This is a genomic window from Anaerococcus degeneri (assembly GCF_017874475.1).
Classification (GTDB): Bacteria; Bacillota; Clostridia; order Tissierellales; family Peptoniphilaceae; genus Anaerococcus; species Anaerococcus degeneri.
Genome location: NZ_JAGGLO010000003.1, coordinates 142475 through 165022, shown reverse-complemented (window position 1 = coordinate 165022; position 22548 = coordinate 142475). Strand labels below are relative to the sequence as shown.

The 22548-nt window shown below is 37.4% G+C and carries 20 protein-coding genes and 1 other annotated feature; of the genes, 16 read left to right on the top strand and 4 right to left on the bottom strand.

Translation table 11 applies throughout. The features are described 5' to 3' along the window. The first annotated feature begins 797 nt into the window (after positions 1-797). From J2Z38_RS05055 to J2Z38_RS05035, 5 genes are all read left to right on the top strand, one after another. Positions 798-2633, top strand: coding sequence for an MSCRAMM family protein (locus J2Z38_RS05055; protein WP_209773148.1), 1836 nt, complete (start codon positions 798-800; stop codon positions 2631-2633). A gap of 129 nt (positions 2634-2762) precedes the next feature. Further along, a complete protein-coding gene (locus J2Z38_RS05050; RefSeq protein WP_209773147.1) occupies positions 2763-3728 on the top strand; it encodes a class C sortase in 966 nt (321 codons plus the stop codon). Beyond that, on the top strand, positions 3721-4590 hold the full coding sequence (locus J2Z38_RS05045; RefSeq protein WP_318527694.1) for a class C sortase: 870 nt from the start codon (positions 3721-3723) through the stop codon (positions 4588-4590). The genes J2Z38_RS05050 and J2Z38_RS05045 overlap by 8 nt, the downstream gene beginning before the upstream one ends. Continuing rightward, entirely contained in the window at positions 4565-5452 is an 888-nt protein-coding gene (locus J2Z38_RS05040; protein WP_209773144.1) for a class C sortase, read from the top strand. The genes J2Z38_RS05045 and J2Z38_RS05040 overlap by 26 nt, the downstream gene beginning before the upstream one ends. 107 nt (positions 5453-5559) lie before the next feature. Then, entirely contained in the window at positions 5560-6099 is a 540-nt protein-coding gene (locus J2Z38_RS05035) for a hypothetical protein (RefSeq protein WP_209773140.1), read from the top strand. 431 nt (positions 6100-6530) lie between these two features. Here J2Z38_RS05035 and dhaM read toward each other — a convergent pair whose 3' ends face one another. Genes dhaM through dhaK form a run of 3 tightly spaced genes read right to left on the bottom strand, consistent with a single transcriptional unit; the run spans position 6531 to position 8509 of the window. After that, positions 6531-6929 (bottom strand): dihydroxyacetone kinase phosphoryl donor subunit DhaM, encoded by a 399-nt coding sequence (gene dhaM, locus J2Z38_RS05030; RefSeq protein ID WP_209773137.1) that lies wholly within the window; start codon positions 6927-6929, stop codon positions 6531-6533. After that, positions 6922-7521 (bottom strand): dihydroxyacetone kinase subunit DhaL, encoded by a 600-nt coding sequence (gene dhaL, locus J2Z38_RS05025; protein WP_209773134.1) that lies wholly within the window; start codon positions 7519-7521, stop codon positions 6922-6924. The genes dhaM and dhaL overlap by 8 nt, the downstream gene beginning before the upstream one ends. A 1-nt stretch (position 7522) precedes the next feature. Next, positions 7523-8509: a dihydroxyacetone kinase subunit DhaK gene (dhaK, locus tag J2Z38_RS05020; protein WP_209773132.1), complete on the bottom strand. Its 987-nt coding sequence runs from the start codon at positions 8507-8509 to the stop codon at positions 7523-7525. Positions 8510-8889: 380 nt separating this feature from the next. On the opposite strand from dhaK, the gene J2Z38_RS05015 reads away from it, so the two are divergent. Then, positions 8890-10302, top strand: coding sequence for an alanine/glycine:cation symporter family protein (locus J2Z38_RS05015; RefSeq protein ID WP_209773128.1), 1413 nt, complete (start codon positions 8890-8892; stop codon positions 10300-10302). Positions 10303-10361: 59 nt separating this feature from the next. On the opposite strand, the gene J2Z38_RS05010 is transcribed toward J2Z38_RS05015, so the two are convergent. Further along, positions 10362-11351, bottom strand: coding sequence for an MBL fold metallo-hydrolase (locus J2Z38_RS05010; RefSeq protein ID WP_209773126.1), 990 nt, complete (start codon positions 11349-11351; stop codon positions 10362-10364). A gap of 167 nt (positions 11352-11518) precedes the next feature. Here J2Z38_RS05010 and J2Z38_RS05005 point away from each other — a divergent pair, with 167 nt between their 5' ends. The 10 genes from J2Z38_RS05005 (at position 11519) to J2Z38_RS04960 (ending at position 22459) form a co-directional block, all read left to right on the top strand. Next, positions 11519-12721, top strand: coding sequence for a S41 family peptidase (locus tag J2Z38_RS05005; RefSeq protein ID WP_209773121.1), 1203 nt, complete (start codon positions 11519-11521; stop codon positions 12719-12721). Positions 12722-12762: 41 nt separating this feature from the next. After that, on the top strand, positions 12763-13452 hold the full coding sequence (locus tag J2Z38_RS05000; RefSeq protein ID WP_209773115.1) for an acyl-[acyl-carrier-protein] thioesterase: 690 nt from the start codon (positions 12763-12765) through the stop codon (positions 13450-13452). Beyond that, positions 13445-14077: an HD domain-containing protein gene (locus J2Z38_RS04995; protein ID WP_209773113.1), complete on the top strand. Its 633-nt coding sequence runs from the start codon at positions 13445-13447 to the stop codon at positions 14075-14077. The genes J2Z38_RS05000 and J2Z38_RS04995 overlap by 8 nt, the downstream gene beginning before the upstream one ends. A 101-nt stretch (positions 14078-14178) precedes the next feature. Continuing rightward, the gene (hydE, locus tag J2Z38_RS04990; RefSeq protein ID WP_209773111.1) at positions 14179-15204 is read left to right on the top strand and encodes a [FeFe] hydrogenase H-cluster radical SAM maturase HydE; all 1026 of its coding nucleotides are present in this window, start codon (positions 14179-14181) and stop codon (positions 15202-15204) included. A gap of 502 nt (positions 15205-15706) precedes the next feature. After that, positions 15707-17125, top strand: a complete 1419-nt coding sequence (gene hydG / locus J2Z38_RS04985) for a [FeFe] hydrogenase H-cluster radical SAM maturase HydG (RefSeq protein ID WP_209773108.1) — start codon at positions 15707-15709, stop codon at positions 17123-17125. Next, positions 17109-18260 (top strand): [FeFe] hydrogenase H-cluster maturation GTPase HydF, encoded by a 1152-nt coding sequence (hydF, locus tag J2Z38_RS04980; protein WP_209773105.1) that lies wholly within the window; start codon positions 17109-17111, stop codon positions 18258-18260. The genes hydG and hydF overlap by 17 nt, the downstream gene beginning before the upstream one ends. An 80-nt stretch (positions 18261-18340) precedes the next feature. Next, positions 18341-18571: a binding site (T-box leader), on the top strand. Between the two features lie 49 nt (positions 18572-18620). Further along, positions 18621-19826: a M20 metallopeptidase family protein gene (locus tag J2Z38_RS04975; protein WP_225304620.1), complete on the top strand. Its 1206-nt coding sequence runs from the start codon at positions 18621-18623 to the stop codon at positions 19824-19826. Then, positions 19823-20854: a methionine ABC transporter ATP-binding protein gene (locus tag J2Z38_RS04970; RefSeq protein ID WP_209773099.1), complete on the top strand. Its 1032-nt coding sequence runs from the start codon at positions 19823-19825 to the stop codon at positions 20852-20854. Before J2Z38_RS04975 ends, J2Z38_RS04970 begins: the two co-directional genes overlap by 4 nt. After that, a complete protein-coding gene (locus J2Z38_RS04965; protein WP_209773097.1) occupies positions 20841-21506 on the top strand; it encodes a methionine ABC transporter permease in 666 nt (221 codons plus the stop codon). The genes J2Z38_RS04970 and J2Z38_RS04965 overlap by 14 nt, the downstream gene beginning before the upstream one ends. A gap of 68 nt (positions 21507-21574) precedes the next feature. After that, positions 21575-22459 carry a MetQ/NlpA family ABC transporter substrate-binding protein gene (locus J2Z38_RS04960; RefSeq protein WP_209773094.1) on the top strand — a complete coding sequence of 295 codons (885 nt, stop codon included), beginning with the start codon at positions 21575-21577 and terminating at the stop codon, positions 22457-22459. Positions 22460-22548: the final 89 nt, after the last annotated feature.

Here is a 22548-nt window from a genome sequence, read left to right as displayed (position 1 = left end):
TTTATATAGATAATAACGGTGTATTTACGGAACCTATGATGTAGGGAACGATAGAGGTCTCTCGTCTCCACGAGCCGACGGGCTTACCTCCGGTCGAGACGGGTGGTGGGTTTCTAAGCATGTTGACAGAGTATATAAAGCATCCCACCTCGACAGAGCGGAGCGACGAGAGGTCTCTATTATTATCTTTGGAATGGGATTTTGTGGATGCATCGGGATATCTTATTAGGATCTTATTTTATGTAGATAATAACGATGCATTTACGGAACCCATGATGTAGGGAACGATAGAGGTCTCTCACTCCTTCCAGTCGTTCGAGACGGGTGGTGGTGTTTTTTTATTTGCGTTGACAGAGTATTTACATCCACCCACCTCGACAGAGCGGAGCGACGAGAGGTCTCTATTATTATCTTTGGAATGAGATTTTGTGTGATTAACTTAAAAGGTATGGTTATAAAAATATGAGAATCTTTTCTTTACAGAATTTTTAAAATAAATTTTAATTTATAGAAATAGTAAAATTGGTTTTTATATTTATTTTCAATAATTGAATTCTATTTTCTATTACTATTAATACTTGGGATTATTTTTATTTTTTATCCAAAAAACTTGACTTATTGGTTATTTATCATAGTATTTTCAAAGCTTTTGTGATATAATAGTTATAACTAGAAGAAATTTATTATATTTATTTTTAAAATCAAATATATTGCAAAAAACTATAATAAAACGCAAGTTTTGTGTGGTTTTCCTTGGCTTTTGATTTTGCCTTGGTTTTTGGATTCTTGGAGGAATTATGAAAAATATACTTAAGACTAAGTACATATCTTTTCTATTGGCTTTGGTCATGGTTGTGGGGATTTTCCTTCCTTGCGGCGGTGCTTTGGCTAAGGAGAATGGGAAGTATAGCATTGATATTGGGATTAAAATCAATGAAATGGACAAGTTAAAAAAAGAAGTTAAAGAAGGCGGGATTATTAAGTCGTCGGGCAGGCAGGTTAAGGTTTATAAGCTTAAGGCTGATAAGGGTTTGACCGATAAGGAAATGTTTGACTTGGCTCAAAGCCTTCATAAATCAGGCGAGAAGGAAGTTTCTATTAAGGATGCTGAAGATAAGCTTAAGGAAAAAAAGCTTTTTGACAAGGATGGTGTCTTATCTGAAAAGAGCAAACTTCTTTATGATGGTAAGCTTGTTGATGAGATTAAACTTAATAAGGGCGATGATCCTGAACTTGCTAAATTGACTGAAGAAAATATTACAATTAAGGACCTTGAGGAGGGTTATTACCTTATCAAGGAGACTGATGAGTCTAAGAAGATTGCCAACAAAGCAATTAACACCTTTGTGGTTCACATTTCTGCTAAAACTGTTAAGGATGTGAATGGCAAGAAGGTTTATAGGATAGAGGCTAAGGAAACTATGCCAACTCCTACAGATTCACTTAAGCTTATAAAAGTTGATTCTAATAACAAAGATGTCAAGCTCAGCCATGCTCAATTTGAACTTTATAAGAAGGTTAAAGATGGGGATAAGGAAAAATCTGAGCTTGTGAAAGTGAGTGGTTCTAGGGGCAAGTATCTTTATGATGAAAAGGGCAACACAACTGTGCTTGAAACTTGGGAAAATGGGGAGCTTGTTGTAGAGAGTGTGCCAGAAGGTATATATTATTTCAAGGAAATAAAACCTGCGCCTGGATATCCTGATAAAGATAATGTGAATAAGACCTCTAAGAAAATGAAGCCAGGCGATTCCGACACAGTTGAGAATCATTCGACTCCTATTCTTAAAAAGGTAGACGAAAGTGATGAAAACAAGGCTCTTGACGGGGCGGTTTTCGAAGTATATAAGAAAGACGGAACTAAGCTTAAGTTTAAGAAAACTAATGCTGGTTACGAAGAAGACCCTAATGGCAAAGATGAATTAGTTACCAAGGATAAGGGTATTATTAATATTACAAATCTTAAAGATGGTGAGTACACTTTCAAAGAAGTTAAGGCACCAAAAGGTTATATCTTGTCTGATGTAAAAATTGATTTTACTATTAAAAACTTCAATTCAGTAGATAAGGATGGCAAGGTTAAGATCTTGGTTGTTAAGAACAAACCAGAAAAACCAAATCCTAAGACTCCAACAGGTGGGTTTAACTTTGTGAAAATAGATTCTACAAAAAATGAAAATAGGCTTGGGGGTGCTAAGTTTATTTTGATGAAGAAGGTTGGATTTAATTTTGAAAAATTCCTTGTTAATGGCAAGGAAGTGAAGCTTACTTCTAAGGATAATGGGGAGTTTGCGATTGATGGGCTTGAATATGGAGAATATGCCCTTAAGGAAGTTGAAGCTCCAAAAAATCACACTATCACAAACGAGCTTACTCCATTTACTGTGGATGCGGCGAGTTCTTCCCTTCCTGCAAAGAAGATTGTAAATGAGCCTTATACTCCAAGGACTATTGTTAGTAAGACTAACACCATTACAACAAAATACACACCTAGCGATATTACTAGGATTGTAAAGAGCCCGCTTGTTAAGACTGGCGATATTAGAATCGTGGTTATGGCTATAGTTGGTTTGATTCTCCTTATGATGGGTATCAAACTTGTTAATAGCGGCGAGAGGATGCAAAGAATATAAGATATGAAGGATCCTTCATTTGAGGGGTCCTTATTTTTAGATTTTAGGTTTAATTTGAGATTTGAAATCTTAAAGTAAAATATTATTGAAGCTTGGGGCTTTTTGCCCTTTTTTACATAAAGGATTTATATGGCGAAGAAAAAACCTAAGGAAAAAAAAGTTAATAAAAAGAAATCACGTTGGGTCTTTAGGCTGATTTTCTTGCTTGGATTTTTGGTTATGATTTATCCTTTGATTTCGAGATTTTATTATAGGATTGAATCAAATGAACAGGTTGAGACTTTCTCAACTGGGGCCAAAAAGCTTGATACCAAGGAAATCGACAGGAGAATTAACCTGGCTAAGGCCTTTAATGATTCGCTTTCTGGCAAGATTGCATCAGACCCATATACTAGGAAACAACAAGAGGAGGGCCGTAAGGAATACGCCCGTATGCTTGAAGTTGAGGAGATGATTGGGACTGTTGATATACCAAAGATTAACCAAAAGCTACCGATTTATGCAGGTACAAGTGAGGATATTTTGCAAAAGGGTGTTGGCCATTTGGAGGGAACTTCCCTTCCAATCGGTGGTAACTCCAGCCACACTGTTTTGACTGCCCACTCAGGTCTGCCTGAGGCGACACTTTTCACCCACTTAAACCAACTTGAAATTGGTGATAAGTTTTATATTGAAAATATTGAGGGGATTATTGCCTACCAGGTTGACCAAATCAAGGTAATTGAGCCTTCAAATTTTGAGGACCTAATGATTAGTCCGGGCCACGATTATGCGACTCTTTTGACCTGTACACCAATTATGATCAATACCCACAGGCTAATTGTAAGGGGCCACAGAGTGCCTTATGTACCAGCGGTTGATGAGGAATTAATCAGGGAAAGCAGGAATAACTGGATATTCAGAACATTATTCTTTGCTGCTCTTGGCCTAATTATTTTATTAATTATCCTTATTTTGAAATTAAGAAGGGATAATAAGGAGTATTTCAAGAAGATTAGCGAATTTACCAAGGGCGGATTCATGAAGCCTAGGGCAAATACTGGCCAAGGTGACTTGTTTGATAATTTAGCTGATGAGGATGACGATTATGTCTAGGCAGATGAGGTCTAGACTAATCTTCATGGCGATTTTCACCCTGGGACTTTTGATATTTTCCTATCCTTTGATAAGTCAGAAGTATTACGAAATCAAGGCGGAAGACGAGGTTATTACCTTCACAAAGGCTGCAAAAGACCTTGCGCCAGAAGACCTCGATAAGAGGATGGCGCTGGCTGCGGCTTATAACCGTACCCTTGACCCATCTAGACTTGCCGACCCTTATACCGATATGGAAAAAGCGGGTCGTGCTGAATATGCTAGGATGCTTGAAGTTGAAGAGATGGTTGGCCATATTAGGATTCCTAAGATAAAGGTTGATATTCCAATAAGAGCAGGTTCGAGTGAGGATGTTTTGCAGAAGGGTGCTGGCCACTTGGAGGGTACATCCCTTCCTATTGGTGGAGATTCTACCCATACAGTTATTACAGCCCACAGGGGCCTACCAAATGCCAAACTTTTTAGAAATCTTGACCAACTTGCCTATGGAGATATATTTTATATTACAAATATCAAGGAAACTATAGCCTACAAGGTTGATAAAATCCAGGTTGTAGAGCCTTCGGATTTTGAGCCGGTCCTTGTAGTTGAAAGAAAGGACTATGCGACCCTACTTACCTGTACACCTTATATGATCAACTCCCACAGGCTTTTGGTCCGTGGGGTGAGGATTCCTTACCAGGAAGCCATCGATGATGGTGTTGCAAACACTCCAAGGGCAAGGTTTGACTTTTTCAGGATGGTTTTGGTACTCATACCGATTATAATTATCCTTTTGTTGACCTTATTTAGGGAAAAGAAGAGGACTGACAATCTAAGCAAGGAGCTGAGAGAAATTGAAGAAAGAAATCAAATTAACTAAAAAATCCTTTTGGGGATATATATTAATATTGCTAGGCCTAGTCCTTTTGACCAGCCCTTTGGTTTTGAGGTCTTATCACGATTTGAGGGCCAAAAATGAGAAAAAATCCTTTGAGAAAATCGAGGCTAAAAAGTCTGCAGAAGAGATAGAAGAAGAAAACAAAAATGCAGCAGCTTACAATGAAATGATCAAGGATGCTGATATTAGTGTGGAAGACCCATTCACAACCGAAGATTACGAAAATAAGTACGAGATGTTTAGGACAACCAATACACCTTTTGCCTATCTTTCTATACCAAAGTTGGATAAATATTTGCCCCTATATCTAGATGCGACTCTTGAACACATCTCAAAGGGAGTTGCCCAGGTGGCAGGAACTGCTATTCCTGTTGGGGGCAAGGGCACAAGATCAGCCATAGCCGGCCACAGGGGCTGGTGGGGTGATACCATGTTTTTATATTTGGACGAACTTGAAAGTGGGGACTATATTTATATAGAAAGGGCCAACGAAACCATGCGCTATGTGGTAAGCGATAAGGAAATTATTGGGCCATATGATTGGGCCAAGCTTGCTCCAAGGGGAGATCTTGATATGATTACCCTTCTCACCTGTAGTCCATTTTTGCCACCAAGACCAGACAGGCTTTTGGTAAATGCAATTAGGGACGAATCAGGACCTGCAGAAGAATTTAAGCTTCCTTCTGGAGAATTTGTCGCAAGTGCCAATGACGCAAAGGAAGGAAATGGCCTTGTAAAAATCAGCAAGACTGCCACCCTAATAGGTGCCATTGTCGGCGTCCTTGCAATAATCTACACAGGTCTTAGGTTTGGGAAAAGATTGAAAGCTGGATTTGAAAAATAATATTTAAAAGCTCATAGGCTAAATTTTTTAAAAAATATAGGTTATGGGCTTTTTTTTAATCTAAATTTTACATGGGAAATGTTAAACTAGGAAAAAAGGAGGAAAGAATGAAGATGAAATTTAATAAAAAAGTTCTTATTTTAGGTATCCTAGGTTTAGTTTTTGCAGGTGTTTTCCTTGCAAAATCCTATGCCAATAAGAATGGCGGCTATGAAATAGACTTAGGAGTAAAAATTAAAAGTGATGAAGAAATGGTGAAGGCAAGCAATAGGCAGGTCGCCTATTGGAAGGTCAAGGAAGATGGGATGGGGCCTTGGGATATAATGAGGCTTGCCAAGGATTGTGATGAGATGAGCTTTGAAGAAATTAGCAAAAAATTTGGAAGCGAACCAAAATATTCAGAAAAATCCCAATTGTTTTTTGACGGCAAGGCCTATGATCAGATGACCTCTGCCATGTATGAGAAAAATAAGTCTAAGGTTAAGGAAAAGATAAAAATGAAAAATCTAGAGGAAGGTCCCTACCTAATTAAGGAAACTGATCAGTCATTTAAGGAAAGCGGAGCCAAGGAAAGGCTTAGAACCAGGATAGAATACGTCGGCAAAGAATCCGCCCCAGAGGGGATTTTGGACTTGGGTGAGGAATAAAAATTATATAAACTATAAAAAGGGGATGTTTCAGAATGAATAAATCGTCCCAATATCACCAGAGGAACCTCTTAGAAAAGTCTCACATGCCGACAGGCTAAACGCCTCCATGAGCCGGCAGGCTATATAAAAAATTTTCTAAGAGAACCCTCTGTTGATGGGACGATAGTTATCCACAATTTGCAACAGCCCCTTTTACGTCCCATACTCTATAAATAGCTACAAATCAATACTTTACAGTGTAGAAAAAATTAGTGGTTTTTAAAGGAGAATTTGTCCTTATTTTAGAAATAATAAAATCAGAAAATTTACATATTCTATGTATAAAGAAAAAAATTACAAATCAAAAAAATGGTGAATCACCCAAAGACATTGTTAAATCTTTAAGAAAATCCACCACTTTTAATAAATATGAAATATATTATTTAAGCTTAGTTAAAATTATTTAGTTTATTTACAGGATAAGTTTCTAAATAAGAAATTATTTCATCCAAAGTTTCCCCTGTTGATGCATTAACTGCTACTTGAACACTAGTTTCAATAAGTGGGGTTCCTGCAAGGTAAACTTTGGATTTTTTTTCTTCATCTAGCATATCTATTGCCATTTGACAATTAAGCATTGATGATCCTAAATCAAAAAATATAATTAAGCCATCATCTTTTGCATATTCATTAATTATTTCATTTATCTCTTCGAAATTTGATCCAATATCTCCATCTTTGTCACCACCACTTGTTAAAATATTTACATTTGGTGCCATTTGGACTAGAATTTCTTTTAAACCTTCCGCTAACTTTTTACTGTGACTTGCTAATAAAATATTAATCATCTAAATCTCCGAGTACACTTTTTATGCATAAATAAGAAGAATATGCACCAGGATCAATATGTCCTATTGATCTTTCACCAAGATAGGCAGCCCTACCCTTGAGAGCTTTTATATCTTTAGTTTTTTCCATATTTTCTTTTGCAATTTTTACGATTTCTTCAAAAGTAGAATCATTTTTCAAAGCTTCTGAAACTGGAGAAAGTACATCGACCATGGTTTTATCCCCAACTTGAGCTTTTCCCCTCATAATAACCCCATCAACTCCATCAGAAAAAGCCTTAGCAAATAAAGTTTTACTTAAGTTAATTTCTCCATCCAAGGATTGGGCAAATTTCATAAAAAATGTTCCATATAAGGGACCACTTGCCCCTCCAACATTTGAAATTAAGGTCATAGCGATTTTATTGAATAAAGTTTTTAAATCTTTATAATCATCATTCATGGCATCTTTTACTTTGTTAAAACCTTTTGCCATATTAAATCCATGGTCACCATCACCAATTGCCCTATCAAGGTCTGTCAAATATTCTTCATTTTCTATTATGGTGTTTGATAAATTTATTATCTTATTTTTTATTTTATCTATATCCATATTATCCCCTAACAACATCTACATCTTCTTCTAATAATTTTAATATTTCCTCATCAACTTTAAATAAGGTCAAAGAAAATCCTGCCATATCCATACTTGTCATAAAATTACCTAGGTAAGTTTTTTTGATACTTATATTTTTTTCTTTCAAATAATCATAAACAAAATTATTTACAACAAATAATTCCATTTCAGTTGTTTGACCCATTCCATTTACCATTAAAACAAATTCTCCATCAAGATTTTCAAAATCTTTTAGAATGTAATCCAAAAGTTCTTTTGAAATCTCATCAGCAGATTTTATTTTTTCTTGTCTTATACCTGGTTCACCATGAATTCCTATTCCGATTTCCATATCCTCTTCAGATAATTCAAAACTTTCTTTACCAGAAATTGGATTTATACAAGGCTTAACAGCCATACCCATAGATTTTATATTTTTCACAATTTTTTCTGCCATAGCTTTCATTTCTTCCAAGCTTTTTCCGCTTCTTGCCATAGCACCTAAAACTTTGTGAACAAAAACAGTTCCAGCAATTCCCCTTCTACCTGTTGTATAAGTTGAATCTTCAACTGCAACATCATCATTTACAATTATATAATCTACTTTTATTCCTTCCATTTCTGCCATATCCTTTGCCATTTCAAAGTTCATGACATCACCAGTATAATTTTTAATTACCATAAATACGCCTTCACCAGAATCAGCAAGTTTTATAGCTTCTAAAACTTGGTCAGGAGTAGGAGATGTGAAAATTTCTCCACAAATTGCACAATCAAGCATTCCATCACCAACATAGCCTGCGTGAGCTGGTTCATGTCCACTACCACCACCAGAAATCAAACCAACTTTTCCCTTAATAGGAAGATTTTTCCTATAAACGATTTTTAACTCTTCGTTTATTTCGACCTTGTCTTCATTTGCTTTTTGAAGACCCCTTAGCATTTGACCTATAATTTTTTCTTTTTCATTGATTATTTTTTTCATATATACCAACCTTTCTTAATAAGAATATACCCAAATTAAAGAATTATAATTATTATTTTTTTAAAATAAGAGTAAGTGAATTTCATAATATTGTGTAAAATTTACTAGCACAATATTTATCATATCTTGTTCTAGGCGATCTTAAAGTTAAGCTTCCTATCTTTGTTGTTAAGTCACGTTCGCAGTATCCATTCAAGAATGAAATATTATAAATGTTTATAAATAAAAATTAATTGACAAAAAACATTTTTTAAAGTAAATTAATGAAAGCTACACTTTAGTGTGATAAGATGATGTATTGATACAATGTGTACTTTAATAATGAAAATTCAGATAAGTTATGGATTTGATTTGATAGTTACAAAAATAAAGGAGATTTTATGGAAATTTTTAAGAGCCTTTTATCGACGGTTAATGGATATTTATATTATCCGATATTAATAATTATCCTATTAGCCTGTGGATTTTATTTTACAATTAGGACTGGTTTTATCCAGTTTAGTTTATTTTCTGATGCAGTTAAGGTTATTGGTGAAAAACCAGCTGGCAAGGATGATGTTTCAAGCTTCCAGGCCCTCATGGTGTCTACCGCATCTAGGGTAGGAACTGGAAATATTGTTGGTGTTTCTAATGCCATTTGCCTGGGTGGACCAGGAGCGGTTTTCTGGATGTGGATTATCGCTGTAATTGGCGGAGCTTCAGCCTTTATAGAATCGACTTTGGCTCAGATTTTTAAGAAAAAAGCCAAGGATGGGTCATCCTACGGTGGTCCTTCCTACTATATAGAAGAAGGTCTGGGATCAAGAAAACTCGGCGTGGTTTTTGCCATTGCCCTTATTTTGACCTATGCAGTAGGTTTTAACATGCTTGCGTCTTTCAACCTCCAAGATTCCTTTAAGGCCTACGGATTTTACCAGAAAGGCATCACTCCATGGATAATCGGGGGAGTCCTAGCCATCATTGCCGGATATTGTATACTTGGCGGTGGCAAGAGAATTATAAAATACACTTCGGTAATTGTTCCTATAATGGGTTTGATTTACGTATTTATGTCTATTTTTATGATTGGCATTAATATCAAAAACCTTGGGCCAATGTTTAAACTAATAATTGATGATGCCTTTAATTTTAGGGCAATCTTTGGTGGCGTGGCAGGGTCAGCCATGGTTGAAGGAATCAAGAGGGGACTTTATTCTAACGAGGCTGGTATGGGTTCTGCGCCAAATGCAGCAGCAAGCGCAGTGGTAAGCCATCCAGTCAAGCAAGGCCTTGTTCAAATGATTTCGGTATTTATAGACACCTTGGTAATTTGCACAGCGACAGCCTTCATGGCCCTAGTATCAGGCATTGCCCCAGTTGAAGAACTTGCGGGTGCAGGCTATGTCCAAGAAGCCCTAGCAACAGTCATCGGACCTTTTGGATATATATTCATCACTATTTGCCTGGGACTTTTCGCCTTCACAACCCTTTTAGGAAATCTCTATTATTGTGATTCCTGCCTAGCCTACCTAAAAAAGGAGGTCCCATCTAAAAATTTCATGCTAGTATTTAGGATAATAGCTATATTAATGATATTTTTAGGAGCAGGAATGGAAATGAAATTCGCCTGGGATTTGGCAGACCTCCTAATGGGAATCATGGCAATAATAAATATCTTCTCAATATTTGCCCTAGGAAAATACGCCCTAAGTGCCCTAGAAGACTACAGAAAACAAAGAAAATCCGACAAAGACCCAGTATTTGTGGCAGCAAATATAGGCCTTGATGGAGAAAGATTAGATTTTTGGAAATAAAATAAAAGACTCGCCAGCATGATTGTGGCGAGTTTTTTGTTTGCTTATCTTATCTTATATTATATTATGGAATAATAACCAACCCCATCTATTACTTCTTCTCTGATTTTTCCTATTTTTACCAGGTGTTTGAGGTGGGCGGCGGCTTCTCCTGTGGCGAACCATTTTTGACTGGCTGGGAATGAATTCCGGTCCTTGGCCTTGATGTCCCATTGCATTTGTTGGGTGATTTGCGTTGTGTTGGCCTTTCCTAGTTTTTCTATAATTTTTAGGCAATCGGCAAGCCTTTCTTGGTGGTGGTTTAAAAGTTCATCGATTCTGGCGTTTGTATCTTCTACTAAAAACCTGTGGGCAGAGTAGAGGCGTTTTATGTCTAGGTCTTTGACTTTTTTGATGTTTTCTAAATATATCCCTAGGCTATCGCCAAATTCATCGCCCCAGTAGGTGATGTTTGGGGTTATTTTTCCTAGGATGTGGTCGCCACAGAATAAAATTTTGGCGTCTTTTTCATGAAGACCTAGCATACCTGGTGTGTGGCCTTCTTCGTCGATTGCGATGAACTTATAGTCACCTATGGAAATTTCCCAGCCTGGTTTGATCTTTGTGTGGGGAAAGGCTTTTTTTGGTCTATTTTTATAGCCTGGGTGGTCTTCGATTTTTAATTTTTCTGGTCCCAATCCTTGGAAGTGGGCGTTTTTTATTATGTTTTGCCATTGGAAGTCTTCTTTGTTTATCCCATTTTCGACCATTTTTCCGTCTTTTTCTGATATATAAATATCTCCAATTCCCTTATCATCTAGCCATTTGGCAAGGCCTACGTGGTCAGAGTGGAGGTGGGTTAGGAAGAGTTTGGTTTTGGGAAGATTTAGGTCTAGCCTTTGGATCAATTCTTCCATATTGGCCCTATTTTCAGGATTGTTAAAGCCGGTGTCTATTATCATGGACGAGTCTTCTGATTTTATGACATAGATATTTATTGATTTGAGGGGATTACCTGTGAGGGGGAAAACCGCCTGGTAAATATTTTTATAAATTTCTGTAATTTGCATTTTCTATCCTTCCTTTGCCCTTATTTGATTTTTACCCAAAAAGACCCTTAATTATTTATTATTGGTCAAGGGCCTTATTTTTTATTACAATTTGGAATTTATTGTGATATAATATATATAATTAGTATAAGTGGGATTAGGTCCCATTTGGAAAGGATTAATACTTAATGAAAAGATTTGGAAAAATAATTTTGGCCGTCGTTCTTGTTGGGGCGATAGGTTTTGCTGGCTTCATGCTTGGTTCTAATGTTGATTTGGGCCATAACATGGGGGCAAAAGATAAAGAATTGATTAGTGAGATGGATTCTTTAAAGGGTCTTATTGATAAAAACTTCCTTTTTGATTATAAGGACGAAGACCTTTATAATGGGGCTCTTAAGGGTATGTTTGCCAATCTTGGCGATCCTTATACATCATATTATCCAAAGGATGAATATACAAAACTCATGGAAAACCTCGATGGAAGATATAAGGGAATTGGAGTTACAGTTTCTGCTTCTAAGGAAGGCTTGATTAAGGTTGTCCAAGTGTTTGAAGATTCTCCAGCTAAGGAAGCTGGTATGAAGGCTGGGGACTTTATCAAGTCTGTTGAAGGTACTAATTTTTCTGCCAGCGAGCTTGAAAAGGCTGTTTCCCTTATAAGGGGCGAACCAGGTACTAAGGTTAAGATTGAAGTTTTGAGGGTGAGTGAGAAAAACCCAAAGGGCGAGGAAATTCCAATGCTTGTAGAAAGACGTGATGTGACTGTTGATACAGTTTATACAAAAACTTTAAACCTTGGTGGCAAAAATATAGGCTACTTAAGGCTTTCTGCCTTTGATGATATAACTTGGGATGATTTCAAGGCTCAATATTCAAAACTTAAAAATGATGATATTGACGGTTTGGTCCTTGATTTGAGAAATAACCCAGGTGGGGCCCTTGATGTTTGCCTAAATATAGCTGATACCTTCCTTGATGAGGGAGTTATAGTGACTACTGAAGATAAAAATGGCAATGTTATTACAGAAAAATCTGATGCTAATATGGATGATATACCAATGACAGTTCTAATTAATGAAAACTCTGCATCTGCATCAGAGATTTTAGCTGGCGCCCTAAAAGACAGGGGCAGGGCTAAGATTGTCGGTACCAAGTCCTTTGGTAAGGGTATTGTTCAAAAACTCTTCCCACTTGAAAACGGGGCTGGGGCTAAGATTACCATTAGCGAATACAAGACACCAAGTGGCAACAAGATTAACAAGATTGGTGTTAAGCCAGACCTTGAAGTGGAAAACAGCAATAAGGACTTAGACCTAAGTGAAAATAACTTTAATAAGGATCCACAATTTTTAAAGGCCTTGGCTGAGTTACTAAAAGAGATTAAATAAAAATGAGGGCAGGCTCCTGCCCTTTTTATGTGAGGAGTCTTATGAAAGATTCGAAAATTTATGAGATTGGCCCAATGTTTTGCGGGGAAAATTGCCATATTACCATGAGAAGTCTTACTAGCCTTATGGTTGATATATCAACCATCCAGGCGGAAAGGGTAGAAAAAAACCAAAAGGTTATGGATGATAAGGTTTGGTTACTTTATTCCTGGGATATTGAAATCTTAAAGCCGATAAAAGAAGGATTTGAAATTCAAATATCAACAATTCCTACCCACATGAAGAGATTTTTCGCTTACAGAAACTTTATTGTTGAAGGCAATGGTGAAATTTTGGCAAAGGCCAAGGGGACTTTTATCCTCTTTGACCAGGATAAACAAAGGGCGGCAATCATTGACAATAATGTCTTGGAAGCCTATGGGGAAAGTCCTGAATTTTACACTGAAAGGAATTATAAAAAGATAGGGAATTTTGAAAAATCCAAGGAAATTTCAATTAGAAGGGCAGACTTTGATAAAAACCACCATGTAAATAATGGGGTTTATTTTGATTATATCAAGGAAATTCCAGGCCTTGATGAGGGAAAGATTTCCTATATAAAAATGATTTACAAAAATCAGATAAAAAATGAGGAAAAAGTTGGGTTTTTTTATAAGGAGAGCCCGAAGAAGATTGATTTTAAAATAGGGTCAGAAATTGACCACGCATATGGGATGGTGGAATATGTATAAGGAAGGATATGGAAATATACCAAACAAGGATAAGGTAAGGTGCATGCTTGATGAAGCCTTTAGGGAAAATCCCGGCGAATGGATAATCCACAGCCACGTCATAGGGAAAACTTGCGAAAAAATCGCTAAGGAAATTGGCCTTGATCCAGAAATTGCCTATGCAGTCGGTTGTCTTCACGATATTGGCAAGGCCTATGGCTATAACGATTTGGCCCATATGATGGAAGGCTACAGGATATTGAGATTTGAATCTTATTTTTATCCAGCAAGGATTGCTCTAGGCCATGGTTTTGTGACCGATGATTTTGAATCTTACCATGGAAGGGCAAATGTGAGTGAGAGGGACCAAGAATTTATCAAGGCTTATTTAAAGAAGCGTGACCTGGATATTTATGAAAAATTGCTAATCCTATTAGATAATTTGATTAAGGATAAGTATCTGGGACTTGAAGAAAGGGAGGCTTTGAGAAATATTCCACAAAGCCCTAAAAGAAAAGAACGACTTGAGATTTTAAGGGCATGGCAGGATGAGTTTGAAAAAAACTTGGAAAAGCCTATAATATCCTATTTACCAAGGCCTCGCTACTATAAATTCCCCTATAAACTCTTAAGAAATGAAAAATAATATTGCATAAAGCCAAGTTTTGAGTATATTATAAGTGAATTTATTTTACCAAACCCGAAGGAGGTCAGACGACCTCCTAATTTTTTTATAAAGAAGGGGCTATGATTAAAAGAGAAATCAATCACATAGACAGGAATACACTTAAAAAATGGATAGAAGATGAGTCTATGACAGAATTCTTATCCGAGAAGGCAGATAAGATTCGTAGGGAAATTTACGGCGATAAGGTCTATCTCAGGGGTCTTATTGAAGTTTCTAATATATGCAAAAATGATTGCTTCTATTGTGGAATAAGAAAATCAAATACCCATGTGGACCGTTATAGGCTGGGCAAAGACCAAATCCTGAGTGCGGCTAATTTTGGATATGAGCTGGGCTTTAGGACCTTTGTTATGCAGGGCGGGGAAGACCCTAAGTTTACTAAGGAATTTATGGTGGACGTGATAAAATCTATAAAGTCGATTTACCCAGATGTTGCCATAACCCTTTCTCTGGGAGAGAGGTCTTACGAAGACTACAAGGCTTTTTTTGACGCCGGCGCTGATAGGTATCTCTTAAGGGAAGAAAGCTCAAACCCAGACCATTACGATAAGCTCCATCCAGAGCAAATGAGGCTTGCTAATAGGCAAGAGTGTCTTTATAATCTAAAAAAAATTGGTTACCAGGTAGGGGGAGGCTTCATGGTTGAAAGTCCCTACCAAAAGACGGATGACCTCATTGAAGATATAAGGTTTCTTGAAAGGCTAGAGCCGGATATGGTTGGAATTGGGCCATATTTAGTAAGCCACGATACACCCTTTAAGGATTTTGAGAATGGGTCCTTTACAAAGACATTGAGGCTTGTTTCAATATTGAGGATTGTCTTTCCCTACGCTCTAATACCTTCAACCACAGCCCTGGGTACAGTTAATCCAAGGGGCAGGGAATTGGGACTAAAGGCTGGGGCCAATGTTCTTATGCCAAACCTAAGTCCCCAGGAAGCCAAAAAAGCCTATAACCTTTACGATAACAAGCTAAACACAGGTCTTGAGGCGGCAGAGGCAAAAAAACAGCTCGAAAAAGAAATCGCCTCCTTCGGATACAGGGTTGTGGACGAAAGAGGAGATGTGTCGGATTTTGGGGAATAAGAATTAAATTTTTTTAGTGGCTACATTATTAGGCATTATGTTCTTATGAGGTTGAACATTTTCATGAAATCAGGAAAAGACTAGCCACCAACTCATCTTTTCAAATTAATAAGGTATTGAAAATATAAGATTAATAGGTATAATGATATTAACCATGGAGTTGAACAAAATCATGGAATCAAAAAAAGACGAGCGGCAGACTCGTCTTTTTTTCTTAGGCTAATTATCATCTCTTTTATTAATCTCGTTATCTAGCCATTTGTACAAGCAGTTACCAACTACTTGTACCATGACAGCGAGAATGAAGTTGAACAATTCTTTCATAGAATCACCTCCCTTCACCCTAAGGGCCGATGATAACATTATTATCATACCTCATTATAAAAAAATTTTACTATCTATTTTAGAGTAAATCTAAGTTTATCCCAATTTTATTTTAAATTTGACCAAAAAAGTATTATAATTATAAATAGATTAGAAAAGAATATGAAAGAAGGAAAGAATGACTAAATACAATCCTGCTAGTATACATGCAGAAGAATTTATAAATCACGAAGAAATACTAGAAACACTTGATTATGGCAGGAAAAATGCCTATAATAGAAAATTAATCACAGAGATTTTGGAAAAGGCTAGAAAGGCTAAGGGCCTTAGCCACAGAGAAGCTTTTGTGCTCTTATCTTGCAAGGAAGATGACTTAAACGAAGAAATTTTTATACTTGCCAAGGAATTGAAACACAAATTTTATGCAAATAGGATTGTGCTCTTTGCTCCACTTTACTTGTCTAATTACTGCGTAAATGGTTGCGTATATTGCCCTTACCATGGTCAAAATAGGACTATTCCAAGGAAAAAACTCAGCCAAGAAGAAATTAGAGAACAGGTAATTGCCCTCCAAGACCTCGGTCATAAGAGACTTGCCCTTGAAGCTGGAGAAGACCCAATAAATAACCCAATCGACTACATACTAGAGTCTATCCACACAATTTACAATATTAAACACAAAAATGGGGCGATTAGACGTGTGAATGTCAATATCGCAGCGACTACTGTGGAAAATTATAGGAAATTAAAGGAAGCTGAAATCGGCACCTATATCCTCTTCCAAGAAACCTACAACAAGGAAAACTACGAAGCCCTCCACAAGTTCGGTCCAAAATCAAACTATGCCTACCACACAGAATCCATGGACAGGGCTATGGAAGGCGGAATTGATGATGTAGGCATGGGCGTTCTTTATGGACTTGATTCTTATGAATATGAATTTATCGGCCAACTTATGCACGCAGAACACATGGAAGCACGTTTTAATGTTGGGCCTCACACAATTTCTGTACCAAGAATCCAGCCAGCTGACGATATAGACCCAGGTGATTTTGATAACTCCTTATCAGATGATATGTTTGCAAAACTTGTTGCTTGCATCAGGATTGCCGCACCTTATACAGGTATGATTGTCTCAACTCGTGAGTCAGAGGCTATGAGAAATAGGCTCTTAGACCTTGGAATCAGCCAGCTTTCCGGTGGATCAAAGACATCTGTTGGTGGCTATACAGACCACGAAACTAAGGGAAGCGACCAATTTGAGCTTGCTGATAATAGGACACTTGACGAGGTCGTAAACTGGCTAATCGAAAAGGACCACGTTCCATCATTCTGCACTGCTTGTTATAGAAAAGGCAGGACTGGCGAGGTCTTTATGGGCATGGTCAAGAAACACGGAATAGGCAATATTTGTCATCCAAACGCCCTTGTAACCCTCAAAGAATACGCAGTTGACTATGCTAGTGAAAAAACCGCAGCCCATGCAGATGAGTTAATAAAAAGAGAATTAGAAAACATCCCAAACCCAGATGTAAGAGAGGAAACTAGGGAAAATATTAAGCGTGTAGAAGAGGGTCAACGTGACATCTATATCTAAGACTGGCCATAGCGAAAGGGTCCACATAGGGATTTTCGGCAAGACTAACTCCGGCAAGTCCACACTTCTAAACTACCTAACAAGCCAAGATGTGGCTATAGTTTCACCGATAGAAGGAACAACCACAGACCCGATTAGAAAGGCAATGGAAATTACAGATTTCGGGCCAGTTGTTTTTATCGACACAGCAGGTACGGCAGATGAAACTCAGCTTGGCAAGGAAAGGTACCAAAAGACATTGGCGGAAATTGATAAGGTTGATATTTTTCTCTATGTCCTAAGTCCAGAAGATGATTTGGAAATCATTACTGAGTTTAAAAACAAACCGGTAATTTTTCTTGCAATGAAGATGGATACTTGTGAGGGAAATCAAATTTTAAATGATTTTGCCAATAAGAACCCAATAGGAGTTGACCTTTCATCTACAAAATCAAGGGATGAAATTTTTTCTAAAATAAAAGCTCTTTACAAAAAAGAAGACCTAAGCATTACAAAAAATTTGGTTAAAAAAGGCGACATGGTTGTCCTTGTTATGCCACAAGATGCAGCAGCTCCCAAGGATAGGATTATAAAACCTCAGGTTATGACCATAAGGGAAATTATCGATAAGGGTGCCAGTGCCATTTGCACTGACCTCAGAAATTTTGAAACAACAATTAAAAGCCTAAATAAAATCGACCTAATTATTACCGATAGCCAGGCTTTTAAAGAAGTTTACGAAAAAAAGCCAAATGAAGTGAAACTTACTAGTTTTTCGGTTTTATTTTCTGCCTTTAAGGGCGATTTAGAATATTTTGTAAAGTCAGCCAATGTTTTGGATGAGGATATAAAAAATATTTTGATAGCCGAAGCCTGCAGCCATCCGCCAATCGATGAAGATATAGGAAGTGTTAAGATTCCAAGGCTTATAAAGAAAACTCACCCAGATATAAACATAGATTTTGTTAGGGGCAATGATCCTATAGCTTACGAAAAATATGACCTAATCATAGCCTGCGGGTCATGTATGTTTAATAGGACCCATGTCTTAAATAGGGTGGCCAAGGCAAAAGAAGCCGGGACTCCTATGACAAATTATGGGATTGCTATTGCTAAGATGAATAAAATCCTTGAAAAAATCAGCCTTCCCGAATAATTTTAAATTATTTTGGCAATATATTTGACAGAAAAATTTTTAAGTGGTACTATACCATTATCAACGAGATAAAAGTTTTACAAAACCATTTGACAAGAAGAGTAGTTTAGAAGAATCTTTTTTAGAGAGCTCCAGTTGGTGAAAAGGAGCAAAGAGGCGGCTAGATGAAGATGGCCTTGGATGGGATGGGTCGATATGAGATCCATACGGGAATTCCCGTTATAGAATTAGAGTATGTTTGTACTTGATGAGTGTATGTTTGGGTGACCAAGCATAAAATAAGGTGGTAACGCGATTTAAACGTCCTTATATTCCTATGTGGAATATGGGACGTTATTTTTTTATGAAATCGAGGAAGAAATGACTTTAGTTGAAAAGATAAAGGGAGAAATAAAACTTAATAAATATGATATTGTAAATATCCGTAGATACTTGCATGAAAATCCAGAATTATCAAGTATGGAGTTTGAAACAAGTCAGTATTTAAAGGAAAAGTGTGAAGAGTTTGGCTTTGTTGTAGAAGATGTGCCTGGTTCAACTGGTTTTACAGCCCTACTTGACACAGGCAGGCCTGGAAAGACTCTTGGTATAAGGACTGACCTTGACGCTCTTGCAATCGAGGAAGATCCTTACAATCTCAAAGAGAAAAAGAAGGTGGTATCTAAAAATCCAGGCGTATCCCACGCTTGTGGCCACGATAGCCACATGACCATAGCCCTTATGGCTGGGAAAATCCTAAAGGATTTGGCAGATGAAATAGACGGGAAAATCTACTTCATTTTTGAAGAAGCAGAAGAAACTGGGGCAGGTATTGGCCCAATGCTAGATCATTTGAAAGATAAGGGTCTTGATGGAGTTTACGGCAACCACCAAAGTCCAAGCCTAGATGTAGGTAAATTTTCCATAATAGAAGGTCCTGCCTATGCGGGTTGTGCCGGAGTAGACTTTGATGTAATCGGCAAAGGCGGTCACGGTTCAAGGCCTGATAAGGCAGTAAATCCTCTGATAGCCACTGCCCATATCATAACAGCCTTAAATTCTGCTTGGAATAACCAGTTAGATTTGGAAAAGCCAGTTAGCCTTGGAATCGGAGCTATAAATGGCGGACAGGCTGCCAATGTCATTTGCGATAGGGCAAATGTGAAGGGAACTTTAAGATTTTTCGACCTAGAGGAAGGTAAAAAGGCATTAGACCTAGTGAAAAATGTAGCAGACCTTACCGCCAAGACCCACGGCTGTTCTGTAGTCTTTAACGATTATACAAGAATAGTGGCAGAGCCGGTTATAAATGATGAAAACTTGGCAAAGCAAGTTAAGGCAAGTCTTGATAGCTTATTTGAAAATCCTATTGTTGATAGTCCAAAGCTTTGGATTTCAGAATCCTTTTATGGGTATTCTAAACTTTGCCCAAGTATTTTTATAAACTTCGGTACTAGAAATGAAGAAAAAGGTCAGGCATCTGACCTTCACACAGGGAAATTTGACCTGGACGAAAGGGGAATTGACTGCGGCCTAGGCCTTGCAATTAAGTTTGCTATAGATTTTTTGAAAGAGAGCGATAAATGATAGAATTAAAAAATATAACAGTAGACTTTGATGGATTCAAAGCAGTAGATGATGTTAGTTTGACAATTAAAGAACAAGACACCTTTGGAATTGTAGGCTTTTCCGGAGCTGGCAAGTCAACACTTGTTAGGACCATAAACCTCCTCCAAAGGCCAACCAGTGGCGAGGCCCTAATTGACGGAGAAAACCTCCTAGACTTATCAAATAAGGACTTAAGGGCAAGGAGAAAAAAGATTGGCATGATTTTCCAACACTTTAACCTCTTAAACAACCTTACAGTTATAGATAATGTAATATTTCCCATAAAAAAAGATAAGTCCTTGACCAAGGAAGAAAAAAGGCAAAAGGCCCTAGACCTTTTAGATACAGTAGGAATCAAGGATAAGGCTGATTCCTATCCAAGCGAATTATCAGGTGGCCAGCAACAAAGGTGCGCCATAGCAAGGGCACTTGCTTCAGAACCAGAGATCTTACTTTGTGATGAGGCCACAAGTGCCCTAGACCCAAAGACAACTAAGCAAATCTTAAAATTGCTTAAGGACTTAAATGATAAATTAAAGCTAACCGTAGTAATAATTACCCACCAAATGGACGTGGTCAAAGACCTTTGCAATAAATGTGCAGTCATGCAAGATGGCAAGGTTATAGAATCTGGGTCGACCTTGGATATATTTTCAAATCCAAAAAATAAACTCACTAGGGAATTTGTTGAGACTTCTACAAATATTGCTGAAACAATTGAGGAAGTTAAGTCCAACGTTGGAATCCTAAAGGATGATGAGGTCCTAGCAAAATTATCATATCTGGGCCAATCAACCACAGAACCAATTATCAATGAATTATACGAAAAATTTGGAGTTAGGACCAATATCCTAGCAGGTAATATAGAATTTATCAATGGAACACCAGTCGGCAACTTGATCGTAAGCTTTAAGGGCGATGACGATAAGTTGGTAGAAGTTAGTACTTATCTAAAAGATAAGGGCACAAACTTAGAAATATTAGGAGGTAAGGATGGGATTTTTTGATTATTCCCTAACTATAAAAGATAGGATTGTAAGTGATTTTAAGGCAACACTTTATATGCTAATTGTATCTGCAATTTTTGCAGGCCTACTTGGCCTAATCTTGGGTGTAATAATGGTAGTTACAGACAAGGATAGGATATTAGAAAATAAGGCGGTTTATAGTATTTTAGATAAATTAACCAACCTTTTTAGGGCCATCCCTTTTGTAATCTTACTAGCCCTTATAGCTCCCCTTACCAAGGTCATAGTAGGAACAAGGATAGGAGCTACAGCAGCCATAGTTCCTCTCACATTTTCAACAGTCCCATTTTTTGCAAGACAGGTCGAACAGGCCCTAGCAGATGTGGATGGGGGAAAGGTTGAAGCGGCAGAAGCTATGGGACTAAGCCCTACTGAAATTATCATTAGGGTCTACCTCAGAGAAGGCCTTCCAAGTTTGATAAGGGCATCATCTATAACCCTAATTTCCCTATTGGGACTTACCGCAATGGCGGGCACAGTTGGTGCTGGTGGTATAGGCGATTTAGCCATAGCCATGGGCTACCAAAGATACAAAGACGATGTCGTAATAGTATCAGTAATACTAATTTTAATTATTGTCTACCTTATCCAAGGTATAGCTAATTACCTAATTAGAAAGACAAGTCATTAAGGAAATCATCTCAAAGGAGATTTCAAATAAATTTGTTGGAATGTAGCTTAATAAAAAAGGAGAAAAGAATGAGATTAACAAGCAAAATAGCCCTAGCACTAGGCTTAATAGTGACTTTAACAGCATGTGGAAGCGGAGCGGACAAAAAGGAAGAAACTCCAAAAGGAGAAGCAAAGACAGAAAGCAAGGATACAGGAGATGTTGCAAAATCAACTGATCCAGTTCACATCAAAATAGGTGTTGTTGGTGAATACAACGAAGTATTAGAAGAAGTAATCAAAAGATATGAAGCAGGTACAGGCAATACTGTTGAATTAGTAAAGTTTGCAGACTATAACCAACCAAACGAAGCTCTTTTAGCAGGAGATATTGACTTAAATGCTTACCAACATTATAAATTCCTAAAAGAATTTAATGATGATAAGGGAAGCGACCTTGTATCTATAGGAGATACAATGCTTGCACCAATAACCCTATATTCTCACAAGGTTAAAAATCTTGATGAAATAAAAGAAGGAGCAAAAATAGCTATACCAAATGACCCATCAAATGGCTCAAGAGCCCTATTCCTACTTCAAGACGCTGGCCTAATCAAAGTTGACGGCGAAGCTGGAGACATCATCGGTCTAGATAAAATTACAGAAAATCCTAAAAATCTTGAAATTGTAGAAATGGACGCATCACAAACTGCAAGAAGTCTTGATGACGTAGACTGCGCAGTAGTAAACGACACCTTCGCCCTAGATGCTGGTTTAGATAAGAACGAAGGAATCTACGTAGAAGATCCAAAGAGCGAATCAGTAAAACAATACATCAACCTAATAGCAGCAAGAAAAGAAGACGAAAACAACGAAGCCTACAAAGAATTCATAAAATACTACCAAACAGATGAAACAAAGGCAGACTTCGAAAGAATAACAAAGGGAGCTTGGTTACCAGCGTGGGATAAGTAACCCAGCATACTGGGTCGCAAAGTAGCGCAGCGCTTTGCGATTTATTGCCCCACTTGTTTTAAAAAAACAAGTGGGGTTTTGTATGAGCG